The sequence below is a fragment of the Lentzea kristufekii genome (genome assembly GCF_033949925.1).
GTDB classification, from domain to species: domain Bacteria; phylum Actinomycetota; class Actinomycetes; order Mycobacteriales; family Pseudonocardiaceae; genus Lentzea; species Lentzea kristufekii.
Window position 1 is genome coordinate 157,301 of the sequence record NZ_JAXAVV010000014.1, and the last position, 24,382, is coordinate 181,682.

Annotated in this window: 21 protein-coding genes and 1 pseudogene; 6 read left to right on the forward strand and 16 right to left on the reverse strand. The window is 69.3% G+C overall.

Annotation, left to right across the window (positions count from 1 at the left end; genetic code table 11):
* Positions 1-21: 21 nt before the first annotated feature.
* The 4 genes from SK571_RS27575 to SK571_RS27590 all read right to left on the reverse strand — a co-directional run bounded on the left by SK571_RS27575 (position 22) and on the right by SK571_RS27590 (position 4,932).
* Entirely contained in the window at positions 22-1,194 is a 1,173-nt protein-coding gene (locus SK571_RS27575) for a hypothetical protein (RefSeq protein ID WP_319986997.1), read from the reverse strand.
* A 445-nt stretch (positions 1,195-1,639) separates the two neighbouring features.
* Positions 1,640-3,451, reverse strand: coding sequence for an aspartate--tRNA ligase (aspS, locus tag SK571_RS27580; RefSeq protein ID WP_319986998.1), 1,812 nt, complete (start codon positions 3,449-3,451; stop codon positions 1,640-1,642).
* Positions 3,452-3,517: 66 nt separating this feature from the next.
* Entirely contained in the window at positions 3,518-3,904 is a 387-nt protein-coding gene (locus SK571_RS27585; protein WP_319986999.1) for a hypothetical protein, read from the reverse strand.
* Positions 3,901-4,932 (reverse strand): hypothetical protein, encoded by a 1,032-nt coding sequence (locus SK571_RS27590; protein WP_319987000.1) that lies wholly within the window; start codon positions 4,930-4,932, stop codon positions 3,901-3,903. Before SK571_RS27590 ends, SK571_RS27585 begins: the two co-directional genes overlap by 4 nt.
* Positions 4,933-5,033: 101 nt before the next feature.
* Between SK571_RS27590 and SK571_RS27595 the strand changes: the two genes are divergently transcribed.
* Positions 5,034-5,159 (forward strand): hypothetical protein, encoded by a 126-nt coding sequence (locus SK571_RS27595; protein ID WP_319987001.1) that lies wholly within the window; start codon positions 5,034-5,036, stop codon positions 5,157-5,159.
* Positions 5,160-5,557: 398 nt separating this feature from the next.
* Here SK571_RS27595 and SK571_RS27600 read toward each other — a convergent pair whose 3' ends face one another.
* From SK571_RS27600 to SK571_RS27610, 3 genes are all read right to left on the reverse strand, one after another.
* The gene (locus tag SK571_RS27600; RefSeq protein ID WP_406602037.1) at positions 5,558-6,727 is read right to left on the reverse strand and encodes a S8 family peptidase; all 1,170 of its coding nucleotides are present in this window, start codon (positions 6,725-6,727) and stop codon (positions 5,558-5,560) included.
* A 119-nt stretch (positions 6,728-6,846) separates the two neighbouring features.
* Positions 6,847-7,920, reverse strand: coding sequence for a S8 family peptidase (locus tag SK571_RS27605; protein WP_319987003.1), 1,074 nt, complete (start codon positions 7,918-7,920; stop codon positions 6,847-6,849).
* Positions 7,921-7,997: 77 nt separating this feature from the next.
* A complete protein-coding gene (locus SK571_RS27610) occupies positions 7,998-9,158 on the reverse strand; it encodes a S8 family peptidase (protein ID WP_319987004.1) in 1,161 nt (386 codons plus the stop codon).
* A 180-nt stretch (positions 9,159-9,338) separates the two neighbouring features.
* Between SK571_RS27610 and SK571_RS27615 the strand changes: the two genes are divergently transcribed.
* The gene (locus SK571_RS27615; protein WP_319987005.1) at positions 9,339-10,244 is read left to right on the forward strand and encodes a helix-turn-helix domain-containing protein; all 906 of its coding nucleotides are present in this window, start codon (positions 9,339-9,341) and stop codon (positions 10,242-10,244) included.
* Here SK571_RS27615 and SK571_RS27620 read toward each other — a convergent pair.
* From SK571_RS27620 to SK571_RS27655, 8 genes and pseudogenes are all read right to left on the reverse strand, one after another.
* Positions 10,184-10,987: an alpha/beta fold hydrolase gene (locus SK571_RS27620; protein ID WP_319987006.1), complete on the reverse strand. Its 804-nt coding sequence runs from the start codon at positions 10,985-10,987 to the stop codon at positions 10,184-10,186. The genes SK571_RS27615 and SK571_RS27620 overlap by 61 nt on opposite strands.
* Before the next feature lie 13 nt (positions 10,988-11,000).
* Positions 11,001-12,140, reverse strand: a complete 1,140-nt coding sequence (locus tag SK571_RS27625) for an acyl-CoA dehydrogenase family protein (RefSeq protein ID WP_319987007.1) — start codon at positions 12,138-12,140, stop codon at positions 11,001-11,003.
* Positions 12,137-13,969: an ATP-binding protein gene (locus SK571_RS27630; RefSeq protein WP_319987008.1), complete on the reverse strand. Its 1,833-nt coding sequence runs from the start codon at positions 13,967-13,969 to the stop codon at positions 12,137-12,139. Before SK571_RS27630 ends, SK571_RS27625 begins: the two co-directional genes overlap by 4 nt.
* Positions 13,970-13,974: 5 nt before the next feature.
* Positions 13,975-15,525 (reverse strand): acyl-CoA carboxylase subunit beta, encoded by a 1,551-nt coding sequence (locus tag SK571_RS27635; protein ID WP_319987009.1) that lies wholly within the window; start codon positions 15,523-15,525, stop codon positions 13,975-13,977.
* On the reverse strand, positions 15,525-16,637 hold the full coding sequence (locus SK571_RS27640) for an acyl-CoA dehydrogenase family protein (protein WP_319987010.1): 1,113 nt from the start codon (positions 16,635-16,637) through the stop codon (positions 15,525-15,527). Before SK571_RS27640 ends, SK571_RS27635 begins: the two co-directional genes overlap by 1 nt.
* Positions 16,634-18,117: pseudogene (locus tag SK571_RS27645) on the reverse strand (acyclic terpene utilization AtuA family protein). The gene SK571_RS27640 and the pseudogene SK571_RS27645 overlap by 4 nt, the downstream one beginning before the upstream one ends.
* A gap of 47 nt (positions 18,118-18,164) precedes the next feature.
* Positions 18,165-18,899, reverse strand: coding sequence for a TIGR03084 family metal-binding protein (locus SK571_RS27650; RefSeq protein ID WP_319987011.1), 735 nt, complete (start codon positions 18,897-18,899; stop codon positions 18,165-18,167).
* The gene (locus SK571_RS27655; protein ID WP_406602041.1) at positions 18,896-19,423 is read right to left on the reverse strand and encodes a TetR/AcrR family transcriptional regulator; all 528 of its coding nucleotides are present in this window, start codon (positions 19,421-19,423) and stop codon (positions 18,896-18,898) included. The genes SK571_RS27650 and SK571_RS27655 overlap by 4 nt, the downstream gene beginning before the upstream one ends.
* A gap of 139 nt (positions 19,424-19,562) precedes the next feature.
* Between SK571_RS27655 and SK571_RS27660 the strand changes: the two genes are divergently transcribed.
* On the forward strand, positions 19,563-20,294 hold the full coding sequence (locus tag SK571_RS27660; RefSeq protein ID WP_319987013.1) for a putative protein N(5)-glutamine methyltransferase: 732 nt from the start codon (positions 19,563-19,565) through the stop codon (positions 20,292-20,294).
* Positions 20,295-20,313: 19 nt separating this feature from the next.
* Complete coding sequence (locus tag SK571_RS27665; RefSeq protein ID WP_319987014.1) at positions 20,314-20,661, forward strand: nuclear transport factor 2 family protein; 348 nt, start codon at positions 20,314-20,316, stop codon at positions 20,659-20,661.
* A gap of 35 nt (positions 20,662-20,696) precedes the next feature.
* Here the strand turns inward: SK571_RS27665 and SK571_RS27670 are convergent, their stop codons facing one another.
* On the reverse strand, positions 20,697-22,718 hold the full coding sequence (locus SK571_RS27670) for an intein-containing Rv2578c family radical SAM protein (RefSeq protein ID WP_319987015.1): 2,022 nt from the start codon (positions 22,716-22,718) through the stop codon (positions 20,697-20,699).
* On the opposite strand from SK571_RS27670, the gene pnuC reads away from it, so the two are divergent.
* Positions 22,719-23,288 (forward strand): nicotinamide riboside transporter PnuC, encoded by a 570-nt coding sequence (pnuC, locus tag SK571_RS27675; RefSeq protein ID WP_319987016.1) that lies wholly within the window; start codon positions 22,719-22,721, stop codon positions 23,286-23,288.
* Positions 23,285-24,346, forward strand: coding sequence for an AAA family ATPase (locus SK571_RS27680; protein ID WP_319987017.1), 1,062 nt, complete (start codon positions 23,285-23,287; stop codon positions 24,344-24,346). Before pnuC ends, SK571_RS27680 begins: the two co-directional genes overlap by 4 nt.
* Positions 24,347-24,382: the final 36 nt, after the last annotated feature.

The window sequence follows — 24,382 nt, forward strand, 5'->3', positions numbered from 1 at the left end:
GAATGACCGTGTGGGAACGGTTCAGCGAAATGCAGGGTAAAGCGGGAGTTCGAGCACCTCAGGGCCGTAGCGGTCGGCCAGTGCGCCGATCACCGCGTCGGCGTGCGACGCCACGGTCTTCTCGCCCAGCAGCAGCGCGTCGGCCCGCAACCGGATCCACCGGCCCGTCAGCACGACGCTGCGCGGAGGAGCGTTGACAACGATGGGCATGGGCTTGGACAGCGCCCTCCACGTCGCGAGCCACACCCACAGCAGCTGGGCCTCCAGCAGCCGCGGTAAGAGCACCGCGTCGTCGTCCATCTCGGGCCACACCGACCCGACCTCCGCGCGCCAGGCTGCGACCATGGCCTCGGACATCCCCGGCGGCAGACCCCATCCGCACCAGCAGGACGGGAACGGCACGCGCAACGCCGCGGCGTCGAACACGATGTCGCGGACGCAGCCGCCCTCGAAGTCGACGAACCGGACACCGCGCGAGGTGACCAGGTGGTTGTCCGGGCACGACGTCGACGGGCTGAACGCGCGCCGCCGCGAGGTGCTGAACGCCCGTGCGGCGCCGGCGGCGTACTCGATGGCCTGCGTGGACGTGCCCACGCCCACAGTGGACTCCAGCAGCGCCGGTAAGCCCGCGATCGCCGCGTGCACGTCGACCGCGATCGGGTCCTGGCAGCACTGCGCTCCGGCGCGGCGCATCAACGCGTCGAAGTCCGCGTCACGACCCGCCGTCGTGGCGTGCAGGCGGCCCATGGCGTGTGCCCACGAGAGCAGGCCGCGTTCGGCCGCGCGTGCGTCGCCGGCTTGCAGCTTCTCGGACAGCCTCGGCGCACGGCCCAGGTCTTCCAGCACGACGAGACGCGACGCCGCGTCGTGGGCGAAGAGTTCCGGTGTGGCGCGCTCTTCGGCCGGCAGCGCCGTCAGCAGCTGGTGGCTCACGGCCTCGTGCGCCCACGGGTCGCGGTCGCCGGTGCCGGCGGGATAGCGCTTCACGACCAGCGTGCGGGGCATGGAGAACGGCGAGGCGGCGACTCTCACGCGAATGACGACGGAACGACCGGTACCCCCGAGAGCCTCGGGGTCAGCGAGGCGCACCTGTGCGCCCAGTCGCTTGGTCAGTACCCGCTCAGCCGCCACGACAGCGTCCGCGATCTCAGGTGAAGTCGTGTCAGGAGGGCCCGCGGTGATCTCCACGCTCATCCCCTCCGACCCTACTCCCCATGTCCGTGAGCCGGACCGACGCTAATCGGGCGAGGCTGCGACCACCACCACTCGTTGGTAACGGCTCACACCGTTTCCGGACACCCCTCCGAGGTGTGGACGTGTGGAAACACCTTCCGTTGCCCACCGCGGACCGATCAAGCGAATCAATCGGCCCGCGCTCCTCAATACCGATCAAGTAGATGCTCGATCGGGCGAACCGGTCTCATGTTCTGGGACGCGCGGAGGCATCCGGCAGGTTGCCCCCGCGCCGGCGGCGTGTCCCAGAACGTGGGCGGACTGCTTCACGCTCAGCAGGGACGCCTCGTGGTGCCGCCCCCGCGCCCCCGTACAACCAGTACGAGGACGCGGTGGCGGCACCACGATGCGCCCGTCTGACCGCGAAGCAGCCGGCCACGTTCCAGGACACGCCGCCGAAAGATCGTCAGGCCTTCGGCTCGGCCTTCTCGGCCGCCTTCTGCTCGGCCTTCTCCTGGGGCTTGGCGTCCACACCGGCCTCCTTGCGCTGCAGCGCCGTGATGGGCGCCGGAGCGGCCGTCAGCGGGTCGTAGCCGCCGCCCGACTTCGGGAACGCGATGACCTCGCGGATCGAGTCGGCACCCGCGAGCAGCATGCAGAGGCGGTCCCAGCCGAGCGCGATGCCGCCGTGGGGCGGGGCGCCGAACTTGAACGCGTCGAGCAGGAAGCCGAACTTCTCCTGCGCCTCCTCGGCACCGATGCCCATGACGTTGAACGCGCGCTGCTGCACGTCCGCGCGGTGGATACGGATCGAGCCACCGCCGAGCTCGTTGCCGTTGAGGATCACGTCGTAGGCGTAGGCCAGCGCGTTGCCGGGGTCGGACTCGAAGTTGTCGATCCACTCCGGGGTCGGCGAGGTGAACGCGTGGTGCAGCGCCGTCCAGTTGCTGCCGCCGACGGCGACGTCACCGGCCTCGAGCTTGTCGACCGACTCGAACATCGGGAAGTCGACGACCCAGCCGAACGCCCAGGCGTTCTCGTCGATGAGGCCGACGCGGTGCGCGATCTCGACGCGGGCCGCGCCCAGCAGGGCACGTGCGTCACGCGGGTCGCCCGCGCCGAAGAAGATGCAGTCGCCCGCGTTGGCGCCGACGGCCTTCGCGAGACCCTCGCGCTCGGTGTCGGTGAGGTTCTTCGCGACCGGGCCGCCCAGCGTGCCGTCCTCCTGGACCAGCACGTACGCGAGACCCTTGTGGCCGCGCTGCTTGGCGAACTCCTGCCACGCGTCGAGCGTGCGGCGCGGCTGCGAGGCACCACCGGGCATGACGACGGCACCGACGTACGGCGCCTGGAACACGCGGAACGTCGTGTCCTTGAAGTACTCGGTCAGGTCGGTGAGCTCGAGCTCGAAGCGCAGGTCCGGCTTGTCCGAGCCGTACTTCGCCATCGCGTCGGCGTAGGAGATCCGGCGGAACGGCACCTGGATGTCGACGCCCTTGGTCTCCTTCCAGATCGCGGCGAGCAGCTTCTCGGTGAGGCCGATGACGTCGTCCTGCTCGACGAAGCTCATCTCGATGTCGAGCTGGGTGAACTCCGGCTGGCGGTCGGCGCGGAAGTCCTCGTCGCGGTAGCAGCGCGCGATCTGGTAGTAGCGCTCCAGGCCACCGACCATGAGCAGCTGCTTGAACAGCTGCGGCGACTGCGGCAGCGCGTACCAGCTGCCGGGGCGCAGCCGCGCCGGCACCAGGAAGTCGCGCGCGCCCTCGGGGGTGGAGCGGGTCAGGGTCGGCGTCTCGATCTCGACGAACTTCTCGCCGTGCAGCACCTCGCGGGCGATGCGGCTGACCTCGCTGCGCAGCCGGATCGCCTGTGCGGGACCGGAGCGGCGCAGGTCGAGGTAGCGGTGCTTGAGGCGGGCCTCCTCGCCGGGCTCCACGTCGCTCTCGACCTGGAACGGCAGCGGCGCGGCCTCGTTGAGGACCTCGAGGTCGCTCACATAGACCTCGATGGCGCCGGTGGCCAGCTCGGGGTTCTCGCTGCCCTCGGGACGCCTGCTCACCTCGCCGGTGACCTTGATGACGTACTCGCTGCGCAGCCGGTGCGCGCGCTCGGCCATCTCGCCCTCGCGGAAAACGACCTGGGCGACACCGCTGGCGTCGCGGAGGTCGATGAAGATGACACCGCCGTGATCCCGCCGGCGAGCGACCCACCCGGTGAGGGTGACGGACTGCCCGGCGTGCTCGGCCCGGAGTGATCCGGCCTCGTGCGTGCGCAACACGGTGGTGGCTCCTTGTAGACGAAGTCAGCTTTGCCGTCAAGGCTAGCCGGAGCCACCGACAGATTTTCAGGCAGGGCTTTCCCGCTGCGGAAATGATCTCCCCAGCACCGGTTTCGCTTTCGCCCAGGCCGCGTGCCAGCCGGGGTCGACCTGCTCGGCGTTCTCGCCGTCGTCCGTGATCTGTTCGACCATGCCCAGCAGTCGTGCCCGGTGCTCGGGAGCGAGCGAGGGCATGACCTCGACCAGGAACGGCAGCACCGCCGTGGCCGCCGGGCACACGAAGCCACCTTCCTCGCGCACGGTCCGGTCCAGGTCCGTGATGGCCTGCGCGACGACCTCGGGATCGCTGGAAAGCAATGCCCGCAGGTGTCCCGGTGTGTCCAGCGCGGGACCGAAGGCGTGGTCGATCGAGTGCCACGCGATGTCGTCCACTCCCTCCAGCACAGGCTTCATCGCAGCTCCAGCAGCACCGACGTGGCCAGCGTCGAGACCCGCTGGCCCAACGAGGTCACGGCGTGGTCGTGCACCGCCGCGGCGACGAGGTCCCGGTACTCCCGAGCCCGCGCGACGCCGACCAGCCACACCGCGAAGGCCCGCAACCGGACGTCCGGGTCGGCCGCCCACACCGGCACGAACGGCACGACCAGGCCCACGTCCGTCGTGTCGCGTTCGAAGAGCCTGCGCAGGTAGTCGAGCGCCTCCGTCCGCCACGGCAGCACGTCCACCAGCGCCAGCACGAGGTCCATGCCCTCGAAGTCCTTGGGCCCCACCAGCCAGAGCACGTGCTCCAGCACCTCGTCGTAGCCCATCTCGAACGACCCGGTGCCCAGGAACAACTCCAGGTCCCCGGTCAGCCCGCGCAGGATCACGTCGGCGTCCGGCGTGGTCGCCGCGGACACGAGGAGCCGGGCCTGCGGCTCGTCGTCGGCGACCGGCAACTCCCGCAGCCACGAGACCGCGGCCTCGTCGCCCCGCCCGGCGAACTCCGTCGCGACGAGCACGAGGCACAACCGCGTCGCCGGATCGGTCTCCAGTTCCCACCGGCGCGTCAGAGCGGGCAGCACGGGCGCACTGTCCCCGCGCGCTTGCCCGAGCACGAACAACACGCCCCGCCGCACCGCCACCGAGCCGTGGTCGAGCAACGCCAGCAGAGCCGGTTTCGACGCCTCCCACGCGGGTGGCCAACTCGGGTGAACCTCGTCGGAGAGGCTGCCGGCGGCGGCCGCGATGCCGCCGCACAGGTTCTCGAGCAGCCACTCGCGGCCGGGAGTGTTGTCGTGGGCGACCAGGTCCAGCAGGAACGGCCACGCCGCCGCCGTCGCCTCGCTGACGCCGGACTCGTCGGCGCACAGGTGGCGCACCAGCTCCTCGTGCGGCTCGACGGAGGTCCGGGCCTGCCTCAGCAACCTGGGGAGGTCGTCGGCGTACCCGTCGTGACTGCGCAACCGGTACCAGTCGATGCCCTTCAGACCCTCCACCATGGACCCCAGAATAGGAAAGGCCGCGACCAGGAGGGTCGCGGCCTTCTGACGAGGAGCGGGCTCACGCGGTCGGCGCCGACTGCCCGACGGTGTTCCCGGTCATGCGGATCGCGCTCGCCGTCGTCGGCATGCTGGTGATGTTCGTGGTGGCCATCAGCGTGCTGTTCATCGGGTTCCTCGGGGTCACCCCGTCAGGACGTGCGATGGCGCGTGCCTCGCCCCGTTGATGATCACCACGGTCGGCACGGTCGTGATCGGCCTGTCCGCCACCTTCGCCACGTGTTTCCGCGCGTTGCGGGAGCCCCGCGCCCACTGGCCGTCACCTGGCCCTGATGGCGCCTGCAAGTACCACCAACCCAACATCAACAGGCACCTACCTACCGCCAACAGCGTCGACCGGGCTCACCGGAACGGAATCGAGTTCGGCGGACAACGAACAGGTTGGGTGTAGTTGACGGCGATTCGATCAAGAGTTGGTGGTACTTGCAGACGCCCATAGCCACCAACGAGAGCCCCGAGGTTCAGACAAGGCTTCAGGCCAGGTGCTTAGCCAGGCCTCCACCATGGACCCCAGAATAGGAAAGGCCGCGACCAGGAGGGTCGCGGCCTTTCACACGGAGCTAGCTCACGCGGTCGGCGCGAGGTACAGCAGGCGGTTCGGCGAACCGGTGCCCGGGTTCGTCACCTTCGACGGCGTCGACTGCCCGATCAGGTACGAGGCGACCTGGGCCGGAGTGGCCGACGAGTTCGTCGAGAGGTAGCGAGCGGCGGCACCCGCGACGTGCGGGGTGGCCATCGACGTGCCCGAGATGGTGCTGGTGGCGCTGTCGGAGGTGTGCCAGGACGACGTGATGTCGCGGCCCGGGGCGAAGATGTCGAGCACCGAGCCGTAGTTCGAGAACGACGAGCGGGCGTCGGTGCGGTCGGTGGAGCCGACCGTGATCGCCTCGGTCACGCGGGCCGGCGAGAAGCCGGACGCGTTGGCGTTGGAGTTGCCCGCGGCCACGGCGAACGTGACGCCCTTGGCGACGGCGTTGCGGACGGCCGTGTCGAGCGTGGCGTTGGCGCCGCCGCCCAGCGACAGGTTGGCGACGGCCGGCTTGACGGCGTTGGCGCCCACCCAGTCGATGCCGGCCGCGACGCCCGCGAGGGTGCCGGAGCCGTTGTTGTCGAGCACGCGGACGGCGACGATCCTCGCGGCCTTCGCGACGCCGTACTGCGAGCCCGCGATGGTGCCGGCGACGTGCGTGCCGTGGCCGTTGCCGTCCTGCGCGACGGCGTCGTTGTCCACGAAGTCACGGCCGTTGGTGGCGCGGCCACCGAACGTGGAGTGGCTGATGCGGACGCCGGTGTCGATGACGTACGCGGTCACGCCGGACCCGGTCGAGGTGTAGCTGTAGGACTGGTTGAGCGGCAGGTTGCGCTGGTCGATGCGGTCGAGACCCCACGACGGCGGGTTCGTCTGCGTCGCCTGCGTGTGGACGACCTGGTCGGCCTCCACGAAGTCCACCGACGGGTCGGCGGCCAGGCGCTTGGCCTGCTTCTCGGTCAGCTTCACGTTGAAGCCGCCGAAGGTCTTGTACTCGCGCTCGACGGTGCCGCCGAAACGGGATGCGAGGGCGTGCCCGTTCGCCTTGCCTTCCTTCAGCTTCACGATGAAGCTGCCGGCGATCTTCTCCGGAGCGTTGAGCGACAGCACCTCGCCCTCGGCGGCGGAGGCGTTGGGAACCATCAGAACCGACATGGCGAGAGTCGCCGCGCCGGCACCGGCCAGGAACCGGATCTTTCGCGTCATGATGTGCATTCCGTTCTTTGCAGGGGAACGAAGCGCTTTCGACGTTATGGAGAGATCCGGTTCCTGCCAAGGGTGTATTACGGATTAAGACGCACTTGCATTGCCGGACAATTCACCTTTCACAGGGATGGCGGCCAGTAGAGGATACGAGTGACGGGTGGCGTGCCCGGAGTGCCCGTGGTAACCAGCGCGCGCTCGACCTGTGCGGGCGTGGCGGCGCGGTTGCGTTCCAGGAACCGGGCCGCGACACCGGCCGCGTGCGGTGCGGCCATGGAGGAACCGCTCAGCGTCGCGGTCGCCGTGTCGGAGGTGTTCCAGGCCGAGGGAATGCTCACGCCCGGCGCCCAGATGTCCACCAGGGGCCCGAAGTTCGACGACGAGGACTTGGTGTCGTTCTGCGTCAACGCGCCCACGCAGATCGCGGCCGAGACCCGTTGCGGTGACGAGTTCCCCGGGTCGGTGTTGCCGCCGCCGGCCGCGACCGCGTACGAGACGCCGGAGTCGATCGACTTCTGCACCGCCGCGTCGAGCGCCGCGGAAGCACTGCCGCCCAACGACATGTTCGCCACCGCGGGCTTCACGGCGTTGCGCGTCACCCAGTCGACGCCCGCGATGACACCGGAGATCGTGCCGGAACCCGAACCGTTCAGCACGCGCACTCCCCACACCGTCGCCTGCTTGGCGACGCCGCTCGTCGTGCCCGCCGCGATGCCCGCGACGTGCGTGCCGTGGCCGTTGTCGTCCTGCGCGACCGCGTCGTTGTCGACGGTGTCCCAGCCGTTGCGCGCACGGCCGCCGAAGTCCGCGTGCGTCACGCGGAGCCCGGTGTCGATCACGTAGATGTTCACGCCACGGCCGGTGGTCGTGTACTCGTAGCGCTGGTTGAGCGGCAACGAGCGCTGGTCGATGCGGTCCAGGCCCCACGGCGGGTTGAGCTGGACGCCGTTGGCGTGCACGATCCCGTCACGTTCCACAGAGGACACGTTCGGGTCGGCCTTCAGCGCCTTCAGCTGCGCCGCCGTCAGCCGGGCGCTGAAGCCGTTGAGGACAGTGGAGTACCGGTGCTCGACGGCACCGCTGAACGACGAGACGGTGCCGTCCTTCAGCACGACGATGTACGACGACGTGGCCGCGGACGCCGGGGCGACCACGACCGTTGCCGCGAGTGCGGCGACTGCCAGCAGGGCTCTCACGGGCAGGTTTCCTTTCTTCTGCAGGGAAAACGGCCCCGGTTCGCAGAGAACCGGGGCCGCACATCTCAGGGCTGTGTTCAGCTGGTCGGGGCCCAGTGCAGGAGCCTCGTGGTCGTGTTCGCTCCGGGGTTGGTCACCTTGCCGTTGGTGGCGTTGGTCGTGATCGCGGTCGCCACCTGGGCGGGCGTCACGTTCCGGTTGCCCTGCAGGTAGCGGGCCACCACGCCGGCGACGTGCGGGGCCGCCATCGAGGTGCCGGAGATCGTGTTCGTGGCCGTGTCACTGGTGTTCCACGTGGACGTGATGCCACCACCGGGCGCGAAGACGTCCACCACGGGGCCGTAGTTGGAGAAGGAGGAGCGGGCATCGGTGCGCTCGGTGGAGCCCACGGTCAGCGCCGCCGCCACGCGCGCGGGCGAGGTGTTCGCCGCGTTCGTGTTGGAGTTGCCCGCCGCGACGGCGAACGTCACGCCGCGCGTGATCGCGCCGGACACGGCGTTGTCGAGCGAGGTGTTGGCGCCGCCGCCGAGCGACATGTTGGCGACAGCGGGCTTGACGTGGTTCGACGCCACCCAGTTCACGCCGGCGACGACACCGGCGATGGTGCCGGAGCCGGAGTTGTTCAGCACGCGGACGCCGATGATGTTCGCCTGCTTGGCGACACCGTGCAGCGTGCCCGCGACGGTGCCGGCGACGTGGGTGCCGTGGCCGTTGCCGTCCTGCGCGACGGCGTCGTTGTCCACGAAGTCGTAGCCGTTCTTCGCGCGGCCGCCGAAGTCGCGGTGCGTGATGCGGACACCGGTGTCGATGATGTAGGCGTTCACGCCGGAACCGGTGGTGTTGTAGGTGTAGCGCTGGTCGAGCGGCAGGTTGCGCTGGTCGATGCGGTCGAGCCCCCACGACGGCGGGTTCGTCTGCGTCGCCTGGATGCTGACGACCTGGTCGCGTTCGACGTACTCGACCGAGGGGTCAGCGGCCAGTCTGCGCGCCTGCGCGTCGCTCATCCTGACCGAGAAGCCCTGGAAGACCGTGTCGTAGACGTGCCCGATCTGGCCGCCGAACCGGGAACCGAGGGTCTGGGCGCTCGCGGTGACCCCGTTGTCCTTCAGCTTGACGATGAAACTGCCGGCGATGTTCTCACCGGGCGAGACGCGGATCTCGCCCACGGCGGCGGTGGCCGGTGCCGCGAACGCGGCGATCATGACCGCCGAACCCAGCAGAGTTGCAGTCTTGCGCATTGTGCAGTCCTGTTCGTCGCAGGGATGCTCAGGAACCTGACCGGGGCTATTGGCGGCGTAATAGTCCCGAGATCTGAACCTGCCGAGTTTCGAACCGGGACAAAACCGCCGATCGGCTGTACCGCGTTCCCTTTGCTGCCGATAGCCTTCCGAACTTGACTCCGTGAAACGGAGGAGTGGATGCTCACGATTTACCCACCGCGCGAGGAGCTCGCCGACCTTCTCGTGACGGGTCCGTTCGCGGACGCGTTGCGGGTCGCGATCCAGGTGCGGGGACTCAGTCTGGAACGACTGCAGCACCGCCTGAAGATGCGGGGCGCGCCGATCAGCGTGACGGCGCTGAGCTACTGGCAGTCGGGCCGGCGCAGACCCGAGCGTCCCGAGTCGCTGATGGCGCTGGCGCACCTGGAGGACGTGCTCGGACTTCCGGCGACCGCACTCAGCCGCCTGCTGGGGCCGCCGCGGCCGCGTGGCCGTTCCCGCAGGCGGGAGAAGTCGGCGCGGGCCGCCTGGGACGGTTCCGGCCTGGTGCTGACCGCCCAGCACGACCGGGTCGACGTCGCGCCCTGCGGCGGCGTGCGCGGCATCCGGTCACGACAGGTCATGCAGGCGAGCACCGCGGATGTCGACCGCTGGATCCTGTGCCAGGAAACGGGTTCCGCGCAGCCCGCGCTCACCGCCGTCCGTTCCTGCCGGGTCGGCCGGATCGCCAGGGAACGCACGAACGGCGTGCTCGTCGCGGAGATGTTGTTCGACGAACCGATCTCCACCGGCGAGTCGATCGCGATCGAGTACGAATTGATCTATCCACATCCGACGGTCGAGCACACGCATTTCCGGAGGTTCGGCGAACGCGTGCACGACTACGTGCTGGAGATCAAATTCGCGGCCGAGTCCCCGCCCGCCTCCTGCGAACAATTCTCGTCCGGCCCGGCCGGAACGGAAATGTCCGGCGGCGCCCGTCCGGCGCCCGTGGACGACGGGGGCTACGCGCACGCCGCCGCGCTCGACTTCGGTCCCGGTCTCTACGGGATGCGCTGGACGGTCGCCGCGAACGCCTCGGGGTCGTCCACCCAGGGGAAGTGACCGGCACCGGGCTGCACGACCAGCGTCGCTCGTGCGAACAGCCCCGCGTACTCCCGCGCGCGCTTCGGTGGTAGCGCCACGTCGTACTCGCCGACGACGAAAAGCGTTGGCACGTCGAGGTTCGCGAGCCCGGCACGAACCTGCTCGGGATCGAAGGCGCCCTCGGCGTAGTACTCGCGCGCGGCTTCGTCGTTGGACGGGTGGTCTTCCAGTGCCCGCGCGGCGTCGTTCCAGCGGCCGTAGTGGAACGGGGCGATCTTCGCGAACGCCTCGGGCGTGAAGTTGCCCGCCCAGATCTCCTCGAACCCCTTGACCGCCTCGGCGTACCAGGGTTCGCCGCTGCGCTGGAGCACGACCTCGCGGCGGTCGTCGTCAGTCACGTCGATGCCGGTCACGCGCGGGCTGGGCGCGACGAGGACGAGCTCCTCGACGTGCTGCGGGAATCGCACGGCGTACAGGATCGCGAGCGTGCCTCCCGCGGAGTGGCCGAACAGCCTGATCTTGTCGAGACCGAGGTGCTGACGCAGCGCTTCCACGTCGTCGACCTGGTGATCGACGCGGTACTGGTCGGCCTTCTCCGAGTCGCCGGTGCCGCGCAGGTCCAGCCTGATCACGTCGTCCAGCGGCACCCCGCCCAGGTACGACGAGTCCTGCATCGGCCCGCCCGGCAGGCAGATCAGCGGATTCCCGGCCTCACCGTGGTAGGCGAGGCCGAGCCCGTCCGCGTTCGTGAAAGTCCCCATGTCCCGCAGTGTGTCAGTACGAGCGCGGCAACTTCAGCGAGTTTTGCGCGACGAAGTTGAGCACCATCTCCCTCGACACCGGCGCGATGCGGGACAACCGGGACATGCCGAGCATCGACGCCAGCCCGAACTCGGAGCTCAGCCCGTTGCCGCCGTGCGTCTGGATGGCCTGGTCGACCGCGGCCGCGATGGCCTCGCCCGCCGCGTACTTGGCCATGTTCGCGGCCTCACCGGACTCCTTGTCGCGACCGGAGTCGTAGAGCGCGGCCGCCTTCTGCGTCATCAGCCTGGCCAGCTCGATCTCGATGTGGATCTTCGCCAGCGGGTGCGAGAGGCCCTGGTGCGCGCCGATCGGGCTGTCCCACACCTGGCGCTGCCGGGCGTAGGAGACGGCCTTGGCGATCGCCAGGCGGGCCGAGCCCGTCGCCATGCTCGCGCCCATGATCCGTTCGGGGTTGAGACCGGCGAAGACCTGCAGCAGGCCCTGGTCCGGCGAGCCCACGACGGCGTCCGAGGGCAGCCTGACGTCGTCGAAGAACAGGGTGAACTGCTTCTCCGGCGCCACCAGGTCCATCTCGATCTGGTGCCAGGTGAAGCCCTCCGCGTCCGTCGGCACGACCACGAGGACCGGCCCGGTCTTCTGGATCGCGACCACGAGCACCGCGTCGACCTCGTCGACGCCGGAGATGTAGGTCTTGGTGCCCTTGAGGATCCAGTCGTCCCCGTCGCGCTTCACGTGCGTCTTCAGCTTGTGCGAGTTGGAACCCGCGTCCGGCTCGGTGATCGCGAACGCCATCTTCAGCGTGCCGTCCGCGAAACCGGGCAGCCACTTGGCCTTCTGCTCCTCGGTGCCGAACCGCGCGATCACCGTGGCGCAGATGGCCGGCGAGACCACCATGAGCAGCAACGGGCATCCCGCCGCCGCCAGTTCCTCGCACACCGCAGCCAGGTCACCGATGCCGCCGCCACCGCCGCCGTACTCCTCCGGCACGGCCACGCCGAGGTAGCCGAGCTTGCCGGCCTCCTCCCACAGTTCGGTGGTCTTCTCCCCCGCCCTGGACTTGGCGATGAAGTAGTCGTGGCCGTACTGGGCACCGAACTCGGCGACGGCCTTGCGCAGCGCGATCCGCTCTTCGGACTCGACGAAGCTCACAGTTCCTCCACTACGGCCAGGACGTCGCCAGAGTTGACCTGCTGGGCGTTCTCGACGAGGAGCTCGGTGACGGTGCCCGCGCTGGTCGCGAGCACCCGGTGTTCCATCTTCATGGCTTCCAGCACCAGGAGTTCGGCACCGGCCTCGACCACGTCGCCCTGCTGGACCGACACCCTCACCACGGTTCCGGGCATCGGGGCGACGGTCGCGCCCGGCGCGAGCTTGGTCTCCGGTTCGGGGAAGCGCGGCACGACCTTCAGCGACACCGAGCCGCGCGGTGAGTCGACCTCGACCAGATCGCCATACCTCGCGACGTGGAACGGAACGAGCACACCGTCCAGGTCGAGCGTGACCACGCCGGGAGTCGCCTGCTTCGGGTCGTACTCGACCTCGATCAGCTCCTCGCCGAACAGGAACCTGGCCTTCGGCTGCTGAGAACGCACGTTGCGCCAGCCGAGCGGAAGGTGCCCGATCCTGCGCCCGGCCGCGCTCGCCAGCGCCGCCGCGAGCGCAAACGGTTGCGGGTCAACGGTCCTGGTGAGGTCGTGCTCGGTCAGGAACCCGGTGTGCGTGTCACCGTCGAGGAAAGCCTCGTTGCCGAGGATGTCCACGAGCAGTGCGCGGTTCGTGACGAGACCGTGGATCTGAGCGCTCTCCAGCGCCGTGGCGAGCTTGCGGGCGGCGGCCCGGCGCGTGGGCCCGTAGGCGATCACCTTGGCCAGCATCGGGTCGTAGTGCACGGAGACCACCGAGCCGTCCTCGACACCGCTGTCGAGCCGGACGTCGCCGGGCACGTGGAACCGGTGCAGCGTGCCGCTCGCCGGCCGCCAGTCGTTCGCCGGATCCTCGGCGTAGAGGCGGACCTCGATCGCGTGGCCCCGCGGCTGCGGCACCTCCACCGGCAGCCTGGCCCCCTCGGCGATGCGCAGCTGCCACTCGACCAGGTCCACGCCGTGGACGAGCTCGGTGACGGGGTGTTCGACCTGCAGGCGCGTGTTGACCTCCAGGAAGTGGAAGTCCTCGCCCTTCAGCATGAACTCGACGGTGCCCGCGCCGACGTACCCGATCGACTCGGCCGCCGCCGTCGCCGCGGCGAACAAGCGCTTGCGCACGTCGTCGTCCACCGCCGGGCTGGGCGACTCCTCGACGATCTTCTGGTGCCTGCGCTGGATCGAGCACTCGCGTTCGCCGAGCGCCCAGACCGTGCCGTGCGCGTCGGCGAGGATCTGCACCTCGACGTGCCGGGCGTGCTCCAGCAACGGCTCGCAGAACACCGTCGGGTCACCGAACGCCGACTCGGCCTCGCGCCGCGCACTCGCCAGCGCGTCCGCGAACTCGGCCTTCTCCCGCACGATCCTCATGCCCCGGCCACCACCACCGGCCGACGCCTTGATCAGCACCGGGAACTCGGTGACGGTCTCCGGGTCGAGTTCCGGCAGCGTCGGCACACCCGCGGCCGCCATCCGCTTCTTCGCGGCGACCTTGGACCCCATCGCCTCGATCGAGTCCGGTTCCGGGCCGACCCAGGTCAGGCCGGCGGTCTGCACCTGGCGTGCGAAATCGGCGTTCTCACTGAGGAATCCGTAGCCGGGGTGGACGGCGTCCGCGCCCGCCCTGACCGCCGCCTCGACCAGCAGGTCCGCACGCAGGTAGGTCTCGGTGGGTGACGCGCCGGGCAGCCGGACCGCGAAGTCGGCCTCGCGGACGTGCGGCGAGCCGGCGTCCGGATCGGAGAAGACCGCGACCGTGCGGATTCCGTTGTCCCGGCAGGTGCGGATGATCCGGCGGGCGATCTCGCCGCGGTTGGCGATCAGGAGGGACTTGATCACGGGGCTCACATCCGGAAGACGCCGAAGCCGTCGGCGCCCTTGATCGGTCCGCTGTGGACAGCGGAGAGGCAGAGGGCGAGCACGGTCCTGGTGTCGCGCGGGTCGATCACGCCGTCGTCGTAGAGCTTCCCGGACAGGAACGGCGCGAGCGACTGCTCCTCGATCTGCGCCTCCACCATCTTGCGCATGGCGGCGTCGTGCTCCTCGTTGTACTCCTGCCCCTTCGCCGCGGCGGCCTGCCGCCCGACGATCGAGAGCACCCCGGCGAGCTGCGCGGGGCCCATCACGGCCGACTTGGCGTTGGGCCAGGTGAACAGGAACCTCGGGTCGTACGCCCTGCCGCACATGCCGTAGTTGCCCGCGCCGTACGAGGCGCCCATGGTGATCGTCAGGTGCGGCACCCGGCTGTTGGAGACGGCGTTGATCATCATCGAGCCGTGCTTGACGATGCCGCCCTGCTCGTACTGGGCGCCGACCATGTAGCCGGTGGTGTTCTGCAGGAACACCAGGGGTGTGTCGCTGGAGTTCGCGAGCTGGATGAACTGCGTGGCCTTCTGCGACTCCTCGCTGAACAGCACGCCACGCGCGTTGGCGAGGATGCCGACCGGGTAGCCGTGGATGCGGGCCCACCCGGTGACGAGGCTGTTGCCGTACAACGGCTTGAACTCGTCGAAGTGCGACCCGTCGACGAGCCGGGCGATGACGTCACGGGGGTCGAACGGCACCCGCTGGTCCTCGGAGACGATGTCGAGGATGCTCTCGGCGTCGAACAGCGGCTCTTCCACCGGTGCCGGCTCCGGCCCAAGCTTCCGCCAGTTCAGCCGGGCGACGACCCTGCGCGCCAGCCGGATCGCGTCGGTCTCGTCCTCCGCCACGAAGTCCGCGAGCCCGGACGTCACGCCGTGCATGGTCGCGCCGCCCAGCGACTCGTCGTCGGAGTCCTCGCCGGTCGCCATCTTGACCAGTGGCGGACCGCCCAGGAACACCTTGGAGCGGTCCTTGATCATGATCACGTAGTCGGACATGCCCGGCACGTACGCGCCGCCGGCCGTCGCGTTGCCGAACACCGCCGTGATCGTCGGGATCCCGGCCGCGCTCAACCGCGTCAGGTCGCGGAACGCCCGGCCGCCGGGGATGAAGATCTCGCTCTGCGTCGGCAGGTCCGCGCCGCCCGACTCGACCAGGCTGACCAGCGGCAGCCGGTTCTGCAACGCGATGTCGTTGGCCCGCAGCGACTTGCGCAGCGTGTACGGGTTCGACGAGCCACCGCGCACCGTCGGGTCGTTCGCGACGATCACGCACTCGACGCCCTCGATGCGCCCGATGCCCGTGACGACCGACGCACCCACCGGGAAGTCGGTGCCCCACGCCGCGAGCGGGGACAGCTCCAGGAACGGGCTGTCCTCGTCGATGAGCAGCTCCACCCGTTCGCGGGCGAGGAGCTTGCCGCGCTTGTGGTGCCGCTCGACGTACTTCGGCCCACCGCCCGCGAGCGCCTTGGCGTGCTCGGCGTCCAGTCCCGCGATCTTCGCGAGCAGCGCCTCCCTGTTGCCCATCAGGCGAACCCCAATCGTCGTGCCGCGAGCTCGGTCATCACTTCACTCGCCCCGCCCCCGATGCCGAGGATGCGGGCGTCCCGGTAATGACGCTCCACTTCGGACTCCCGCATGTAGCCCATGCCTCCGTGCAGCTGCACCGCTTCGTCGACCACCTCGGAGCAGGCGTCCACGGCGGCGTTCTTCGCGAAGCAGACCTCGGTGACGCAGTCGTCGCCGCGGTCGATCCTGGCCGCGACCTCGCGCGTGTACGTCCGCGCCAGGTCGATCTTCTGCGCCATGTGTGCGAGCTTGTGCCGCACCACCTGGTTCTTGATCAGCGGCTTGCCGAACGTCTCGCGGTTGCGCACCCACTCGACGGTCAGGTCCAGCGCCCGTTGCGCCGTCGCGTACGCCTCGACCGCCATCGTCACGCGTTCGACCTGGAACTGCTGCATGATCAGCGCGAAGCCCTGGTTCTCCTGCCCCACCAGGTTCGCCACCGGCACGCGCACGCCGTCGAAGTGCAGTTCGGCGGTGTCGCTGCAGTGCCAGCCCATCTTGTCGAGCTTGCGGCGGGTGAACCCGTCCTCGATCACCAGCAGCGAGATGCCCTGGTAGCCCTCGCCGCCGGTGCGCACCGCGGTCGTGACGAAGTCCGCCCGGCAGCCCGAGGTGATGAACGTCTTCTCGCCGGTGACGACGTAGTGGTCGCCGTCCCTGACCGCCCTGGTCCTGATCGCCGCGACGTCGGACCCTGCGCCAGGCTCTGTGACCGCGAGGCTGCCGATCTTCTCGCCCCGGATCGCGGGCTTGGCGAACCTCTCGATCAGGTCCTCGTTGCCGCTCTGCCAGATGTGCGGGATCGCGATGCCGAGCGTGAACAGCGCCGCCATGAGGCCCGACGAGCCGCCGTTCTGGATGATCTCCTCGGTCAGCGCGACCGAGTCGAGCAGGTCGCCGTGCTCGAACCCGATGCCGAGCAGGTCGAGTTCCGCGGCCTTCTTGTGCAGCTCGCGCGGCACCTCGCCGTCGCGTTCCCACTGGCCGAGGTGCGGCGCGATCTCCCTGCGCGTGAAGTCGCGGACGAGCTGCCGCAGTTCTTTCCGCTCGTACAGGTCCTTCGTGATCACAGGAGCTCCTCCGGGATCTCTGCTTCCCTGCTGCGCAGCCATTCGCCCAGCGCCTTGGCCTGCGGGTCGAACCGCGTGCTGCTCGCCACCCCGTCACCGAGGAGGCCGTGCAGCACGAAGTTGAGCGCCCTGAGGTTCGGCAGCTCGTACCTGCTGACCTCGCGCGCCTCCGGCAGCAGCTCCTTGAGCTTCTCGGTGGTGAGGAAGCCTTTCAGCCACTCGAAGGCCTCGTCGCTGCGCACCCACACACCGAGGTTCGCGTCCCCGCCCTTGTCGCCGCTGCGCGCACCGGCGATCGTTCCCAGCGGCCTCTTCACAGCAACACCGCCTTGGCACTGACCTCGTCACGGTTCACGTACGCGGCTCGGTAGATCCCGAACGGCGTCCCGTCGCCGGGTGGCGCCGTGACGTGGAAACCGGGATAGCTCGCCAGCGCGAGCTCGATCGCCGCCCGGCTGAAACCCTTGGCCCGCTTCGGATCCGCCGTCTTGATGGTGACGTGCAACAACGCGCTGGCCTGCTCCTCGGTGGCCGCGTCCCGCTGGTCGGTCCGCGCCAGCGTCCACGTCAGCCCTTGCTCGCCGATGGCGTCGTGCAGCTGCCGGCGGACCAGGTCCGCCTTCTGCTGGACGTCGAGTCCGGTGAGGACGAACGTCGTGGAGTTCCTGAAGCCGCCCAACGTGTTCAGGCAGACCTTGAGCGTGCCGGGAGGCGGACTCCCCTTCGTACCGCTGATCCTGACCCCGCGCTCGTGCGCGTCGAGCCGGATCGTGTCGAAGTGCGTGGTGACGTCCGGGCCCAGGTACTCGGGCGCCCCGATCTCGTACAGCAGCTGCGCCGTCACGGTGTCGACGGTGACCGCGCCACCCGTGCCGTCGTGCTTGGTGATCAGGCACGAGCCGTCCTCGTCGATCTCCGCGATCGGGAACCCCGGCCGGGTCACGTCGATCTCGGTGAAGAACGAGTAGTTGCCGCCCGTGGCCTGCGTCCCGCACTCCAGCACGTGCCCGGCGACCGTGGCCCCGGCCAGCCGGTCCCAGTCGTCGCGCGCCCACCCGAAGTGCGCCGCGGCGGGCCCGACCACGAGGCTCGCGTCGGTGACGCGCCCGGTGACCACGACCTGCGCACCCTGGTCCAGGCACTCCGCGATCTCCCACGCGCCGAGGTAGGCGTTCGCGGTCAACGCCTCGGGGAACCGCTCCTTGAGGTCGTCACCCGTGACGTACCCGACCTTGGCCCCGACCTCGGCGCCGAGCTTGCGCGCCAGCCCTTCGGGGTTCAGGCCACCGGCGTTGACCACGATCCTGACGCCCTTGTCGAGCGCCAGCGCCAGGCAGTCCTCCATCTGCCGCAGGAACGTCTTCGCGTATCCCAGCGACGAGTCCTTCATGCGGTCGCGCCCGAGGATGAGCATGGTCAGCTCGGCGAGGTAGTCGCCGGTCAGGACGTCGAGCTCGCCGCCCTCCAGCTGTTCGCGCATCGCGGACAGCCGGTCGCCGTAGAACCCGGACGCGTTGCCGATCCTGATCAACGGCCACCTCCGGGCGGCCCCGCGAACGCCTGCGCGATCGGCACCCACTCCTGCGCCACCGGGCCCGAGGCCTCGATCGCGAGCTCCTTGCGGTTGCGGCGCTGCGTCACCAGCCACGCGAAGTCCAGTGCCGGCCCGGAAACCCGGTTCTCGGCGTTTTCCGGTCCCCACGTCCACGACTCGCCGCCGGGCCCGGTCAGCTCGACCCGCACCTCGTCCGCCGGCACCGCCAACCCGTTGAGCAGGAAGGCGAAACCCATCGTCCGCACGCCGATGTGGCACACGTGCCTGATGCGCGCGGTGGGCTCCCTGACCACGCCGAGCGCATCGGCCACGTCCTGCCCGTGGGCCCAGGTCTCCATTATCCGCGCGGTGGCCATCGACGCCGGGCTCATCGGCGGCCCGAACCACAGGATCTTCCCGGACGCCTGAGCGAGGTGCTCCAGCAACGACTTCCGGCTGTCCCGCCACAGTTCCAGCAGGTCCGGCGACGCCGCCGCCTCCGCCGCGGTGCGGTCGACGATGTCGGCGGTCAGCGGCTGCGCCTGGAACGCCTCGGGGTCGGTGATGGCGAGGATCGACGCCTTGTCCGTCCACATGAGATGGCCGATCTGGTGCGCCACGGTCCAGCCCTCCGCGGGCGTGGGCACCGACCAGTCGTCCACCCCCGCGACGATCTCGTCCAGCGAGCGCGACTCGGCGTCGAGGTCGGCCAGCAGTTCCGTGATCACAGCTGTTCCTCCAGCATCCGCGCCCAGTAGCGCACGACGTGCGCCCGGCGCTTGGCGTCATCGGCGAGCTGGTTGGCGAGCGCCAGCCCGCGCACAAGATCAAGGGTTGCCTGCACGGCGTCCCTCACACCCGGCTTCGAGTCGTCCACGTCGAGCAGCTCCAGCGCCAGCCCGTACACCTCGCGGCCCAGGCGGGCCTGCAGTTCCAGCACCTGCTCGCGCAGCTCCGGGTCGGTGCGCGCGGCCACCCACAGTTCGAGGGCCGCGGTGAACAGGTCGCTGGCGTGGAAGTCCGCGATCAGCTCCACCACGGCGTGCGTGGTCTTCTCGGCGATCTCCGCGCGCCGCTTGAGCACCTCGACGCTCTCCGCGCCCACGTGCTCCACGGCCGCCGCGACCAGCTCACCGCGGGTGCGGAAGTGGTGCAGCTGCGCGCCGCGCGACACCCCCGCGCGTTCGGCCACCTCGGTCGTCGTGGTGCCTGACCAGCCGCGTTCCACCAGGCACTCGACGGTCGCCTCCATCAGCTTCCGCTTCGTCTCGCGCGTGCGGTCGGCCTGGCGCTGCCTCGTCTCCACGCCCCGAGTGTTCCGGCGAACAAACAAACAGTCAAGACTGCTTGTAAATAGCCCGAGAAGAAGTTGCTGCTAGCGTCCGCGAGCGATGAGCATCGTGGAAAGACTGCGGGCCGCCGGCTGCGTTTTCGCCGAAGAAGAGGCCGCACTGCTGCAAGAAGCCGCTCGCGACGCCGAGCATCTCGAAGACCTGGTCAGGCAACGGGTCGACGGCCTGCCGCTGGAGCACGCGGTCGGCTGGGCGCTGTTCTGCGGGCAGCGGATCGTGGTCGCCAAGGGCGTCTTCGTCCCCCGCCACCGCACCGAACTGCTGGTGGACCTCGCCACCGATCTGAAGCCCGCCACCGTCGTCGACCTGTGCTGCGGCTCCGGCGCCGTGGGCGCGGTCCTGCAACACCGGCTGCCGGCCGCCACGGTCTACGCCGCCGACATCGACCCCGTGGCCGTGGCGTGCGCGCGCAAGAACCTCATGAACGTGTTCGAAGGCGACCTGTTCGACGCCCTCCCCGCACACCTCAAGGGCGCCATCGACGTCGTGGTCGCCAACGTCCCGTACGTGCCGACCGACGACATCCGGTTCATGCCGCCGGAAGCCCGCGACCACGAGGCACGGGTGGCGCTCGACGGTGGCGAGGACGGCCTGGAGGTCCTGCGCCGCGTGGCAACACAGGCAGCGACCTGGCTCCGGCCCGGCGGCCACCTGCTGAGCGAGACCAGCGAGCGCCAGGCACCGGCCGCGCTCGCCGCCTTCACCGCTGCGGGACTCGACGCCGAGCTCGTGACCAGCGAAGACACCAATGCGGTGGTCAGCAGGCGCTAAGTTCCGTACAATGTACGGTATGGCGTACGACGAGATCATGCAGTGGTTTGCGCGGTGGGACGAGCTCGCGGTCAAGGGCGACGTCGAGGCGATGGCCGACATGGCCCTGTTCCCGGTCAACACGGTCACCGACGGCTCGGCCACGTCGTGGGACCGTGAGACGTTCCTGAAGGAGATGGGCGCCCAGCTCGGCGGTGAGGTGCAGATGGAGTCCACCAGGACGCCGCACTTCATCAACGACAACCTGGTCTTCGTGATCACGGACGGCACGATCAACGGGATCACGGTGCGCTACGGCGACCTGCTCACGAGAGTCGGCGGCGAGTGGAAGTTCCAGACGATGGCCCAGGGCGGGTGGGCCGAGTGAAGAACACCCTGGGGAAGAGGGCGTCCCACTGAGGATCACAGCAGTGTGAGTTGTTCCTGATCGACGCGCGGTGCCGGCACACCCACCGGCAGGCTGCCGTCGGGCCACACGCCGTCGTCGTCGCCGGGCACACCGGTGACGGCGTCGGTGGACCGGCCCCGCGGTGCCAGCCCGTGCTTCTCGATCAACGGGACCACGCGCGCCGCGAGCCGGGCGCGATACCGCTTGTCCACATAGGACCGGTTGCCGTACAGGTACCGGTACGTCTCGACGAGGTCCGGGTGCTCGCGGCGCAGCCAGGCCGCGAACCACTCCTTCGCGCCGGGACGCAGGTGCAGCGGCAGCACGGTCACACCGGTCGCGCCGGCGGCCGCGATCTGCTCCAGCAGGAAGTCCAGCTGTTCGGCGGAATCCGTCAGCTCCGGTAACACCGGGGCCACGAACACCCCGCACGGCAAGCCGGCCTCCCGCACCTTCCGCACCAGGTCGAGCCGGGCGGCGGGCGTCGGCGTGCCGGGCTCCAGCGACTTGTGCAGATCCCGGTCCATCAACGCGAGCGACACCGCGATCCCGACCGGCACGACCTCGGCGGCCGCCGTCAGCAACGGCAGATCACGTGCCAGCAGCGTGCCCTTCGTGAGGATGGAGAAGGGCGTGCGGGAGGCGGTCAGCGCCTCGATGATCCCTGGCATCAAGGCGTACCGCCCCTCCGCCCGCTGGTACGGATCGGTGTTCGTGCCGAGCGCCACGTGCTCCTGCTTCCACCGCGTGGACCGCAGCTGGCGCGACAGCACCTCCCCCGCGTTGACCTTGACGATCAGCTGGTCGTCGAAGTCCTTGCCGGTGTCGAGGTCCAAATAGGAGTGCGTCTTGCGGGCGAAGCAGTTGTGGGACACGATCCCGTTCGCGATGAAGTCCGCGGTGCCGGTCGAGATGTCGTAGAGGGTCATCTCCCCCAGCGGTTCCACGGACACGACACCCAGCGGCTGCTTCGACTTGATCGCCACGCCGTCGATGTCGCGCTTGCGGGTGATCGCCGGGTCGACGGTGTGGAAGAAGCGCAGGTTCTCGCGCAGCCCTCCGCGCAGCCGCACGACCCGCACACCACGCCGGCGGCGCAGCTCCTCGATCGCGAAGTCGAAGTCGAAGTGCTTGAGCGCCAGGCAGATCGCCTCCAGCACAGTTGCGTTGCGCGTCGACATCCGCAGGATGCTGCGCGAGCAGGTCCCGAGGTAGTCGAACGCGCCGGCCAGGAATCCCTTGAGCCAGTCGGGGTTCGGGGCTATCTGCCAGTGCGCGAGCTCGCGCACCTGGTGCAGAAATCCCCTCCCTTCTCGCACACCGAAGTAGTCGAGATACTCCTGTGTGCGCTCCATGGCCTCGATGTCGGCCAGGGGGATGTGGAACTCGGTCTCGTCGTCCACCATGCCGCGCAGGTACCCGCGGCGGTAGTCGTCGGTCACGGAGGGCTGCTCGACGAACGCCCCCGTGCCCATCAGCTTGTTGCCGGTCGTGAGGTGCGGGCGCCGGCCGACGCCCGCCGTTTCGCCCGTCACGTGCTTCCAGCCGCGGTCGGTGAGGAACCGGTGATCACCGGAGGCGACGACGGTCGTGCCGTCCTCCAGCGTCAGCCGGTACGCAGTCTTGCGCGTCTCCCAGTGGGCGAGAACGGTCGTGAGCTTGTAGCGCCGGTAGTTGCCGACGAGCTCGGTGCCGTAGATCTCGTCGCCTTCGCGCAACTCGGCCAACGGTTTCATGCGACCGTTGCCCATGAGGATCGGCGTGTCTCCGGCCAGGCAGTAGGTGCAGGCGTGTGAGCAGCCGCGATACGGGTTCACCGTCCACGAGAACGGCAGCGACGAACCCGGTACCCCGTTGAGCACGGATTTGGCGCGGACCTCGTGGAACACCACGTCCGCGAACTCAGGAGTTCGTACGCTGCGCACCAGTCCCGGTAGCCCCGGTAGCGCCTGCTGCGGCTCTGCCTCGAGTTTCTGTCCGTCCCATCGCACACCGTCGATTCGAACACATGTTCGAACAGCGGTCAAGGAGTGCACGTGTCACCCATTGAGGTTGCAGGCTTCGTCACCGGCGCACTTTGCGTGTGGCTGGTCGCTCGGCAGAACCCCTGGAACTGGCCCATCGGGATCGCCAACAACGTCGCGTTCCTCGTGCTGTTCTGGGGCAGCGGCCTCTACGCCGATTCGGGCCTGCAGATCGTCTACATGGCACTCGCGGTCTACGGCTGGTGGGCGTGGGTGCGCGGCGGTGACCAGCACAGCGCGTTGCACGTCAGCCGCACCACGACGCCGCAATGGGTCTGGCTCGCGGTCGCCGGCGTGCTCGGAACCGGCCTGCTGCACTGGGTCCTGGTGACGTTCACCGAGTCGACGGTGCCCTTCTGGGACGCCATCACGACGGTGCTGTCGCTGCTCGCGACGTGGGGCCAGGCGCGCAAGAAGGTCGAGTGCTGGTGGCTGTGGATCGCCGCGGACGTGATCTACGTGCCGCTCTACGCGTACAAGGAGCTCTATCTGACAGCAGTGTTGTACGTGGGGTTCATGGTGCTGTGCGTGCTCGGGTTGCGCAACTGGACCAAGGACATCAAGAAGGAGGTGCCCGCGTGAAGGAGTTCGGCCACGCTCTCGTGCTCGGCAAGTTCTACCCACCGCACAACGGCCACCACCACCTCATCGAGACGGCGGCCGCACGCAGCGAACGCACGACCGTCACGGTGCTGGCGGCCTCGCACGAGACGATCCCTCTCGAACACCGCGTGCGCTGGCTGACCGAGACCCACCGCGACACGCCCGGCGTCCGCATCATCGGCGACCTCGACGACCACCCGATGGACTTCGACTCCGACGAGATCTGGAACCTGCACGTCGACCTGACCCGCGCGGTCCTGGCCCGGCGTGCGATCGCGGACGGCCAGCCGGGCGCGGCACCCGTCGACGTCGTGTTCTCCAGCGAGAAGTACGGCGACGAACTGGCCCGGCGGCTCGGCGCGCAGCACGTGCTCGTCGACCTCGACCGCCTGACGCACCAGGTGTCCGGCACGGCGGTGCGCACCGATCCCGTCGCGAACTGGCACCACCTCGCGCCCGCGACCCAGCGAGGCCTGGGCTGGAAGGTCGTGGTCGTCGGCGCGGAGAGCACCGGCACGACCACGCTGTCGAAGCAGTTGGCGTCCCATTTCTGCGCGCCCTGGATCCCCGAGTACGGCCGCGAGCACACCGAGCACAAGCTCACGGCCGCGCGCGCGTTCGATCCGGACGCCACCGTGGACGGTCTGGTGTGGACCCTGGGCGACTTCGAAGACGTTGCGCACGAGCAGGAACGCCGCATCCAGGCCGAGACCGCGCCACTGGTCGTCGCGGACAACGACGCGTTCGCCGCGACCGTGTGGGGTGAGCGCTACCTCGGTTTCCGGCCGGAACTCCCCCTCGGCTCCGAACCGGACCTGTACCTGCTGACCGACCACGTCGGCGTTCCGTTCGAACAGGACGGCTGGCGTGACGGCGAGCACCTGCGGGAGTGGATGACCGGCCTGTTCGAACGCGAGCTCGCGAAGCGCGGCGTGCCTTGGTTGAAGCTCACCGAAGACAGGTTCGCGACGGCCGTAACGGCGGTCGAACATCTCATGGGGCAGGATGTCGCGCGTGGGTCACGGTCACGGGCATAGCCATGCGCTGAACGAGGAACCGGCATCGCAGCGCGT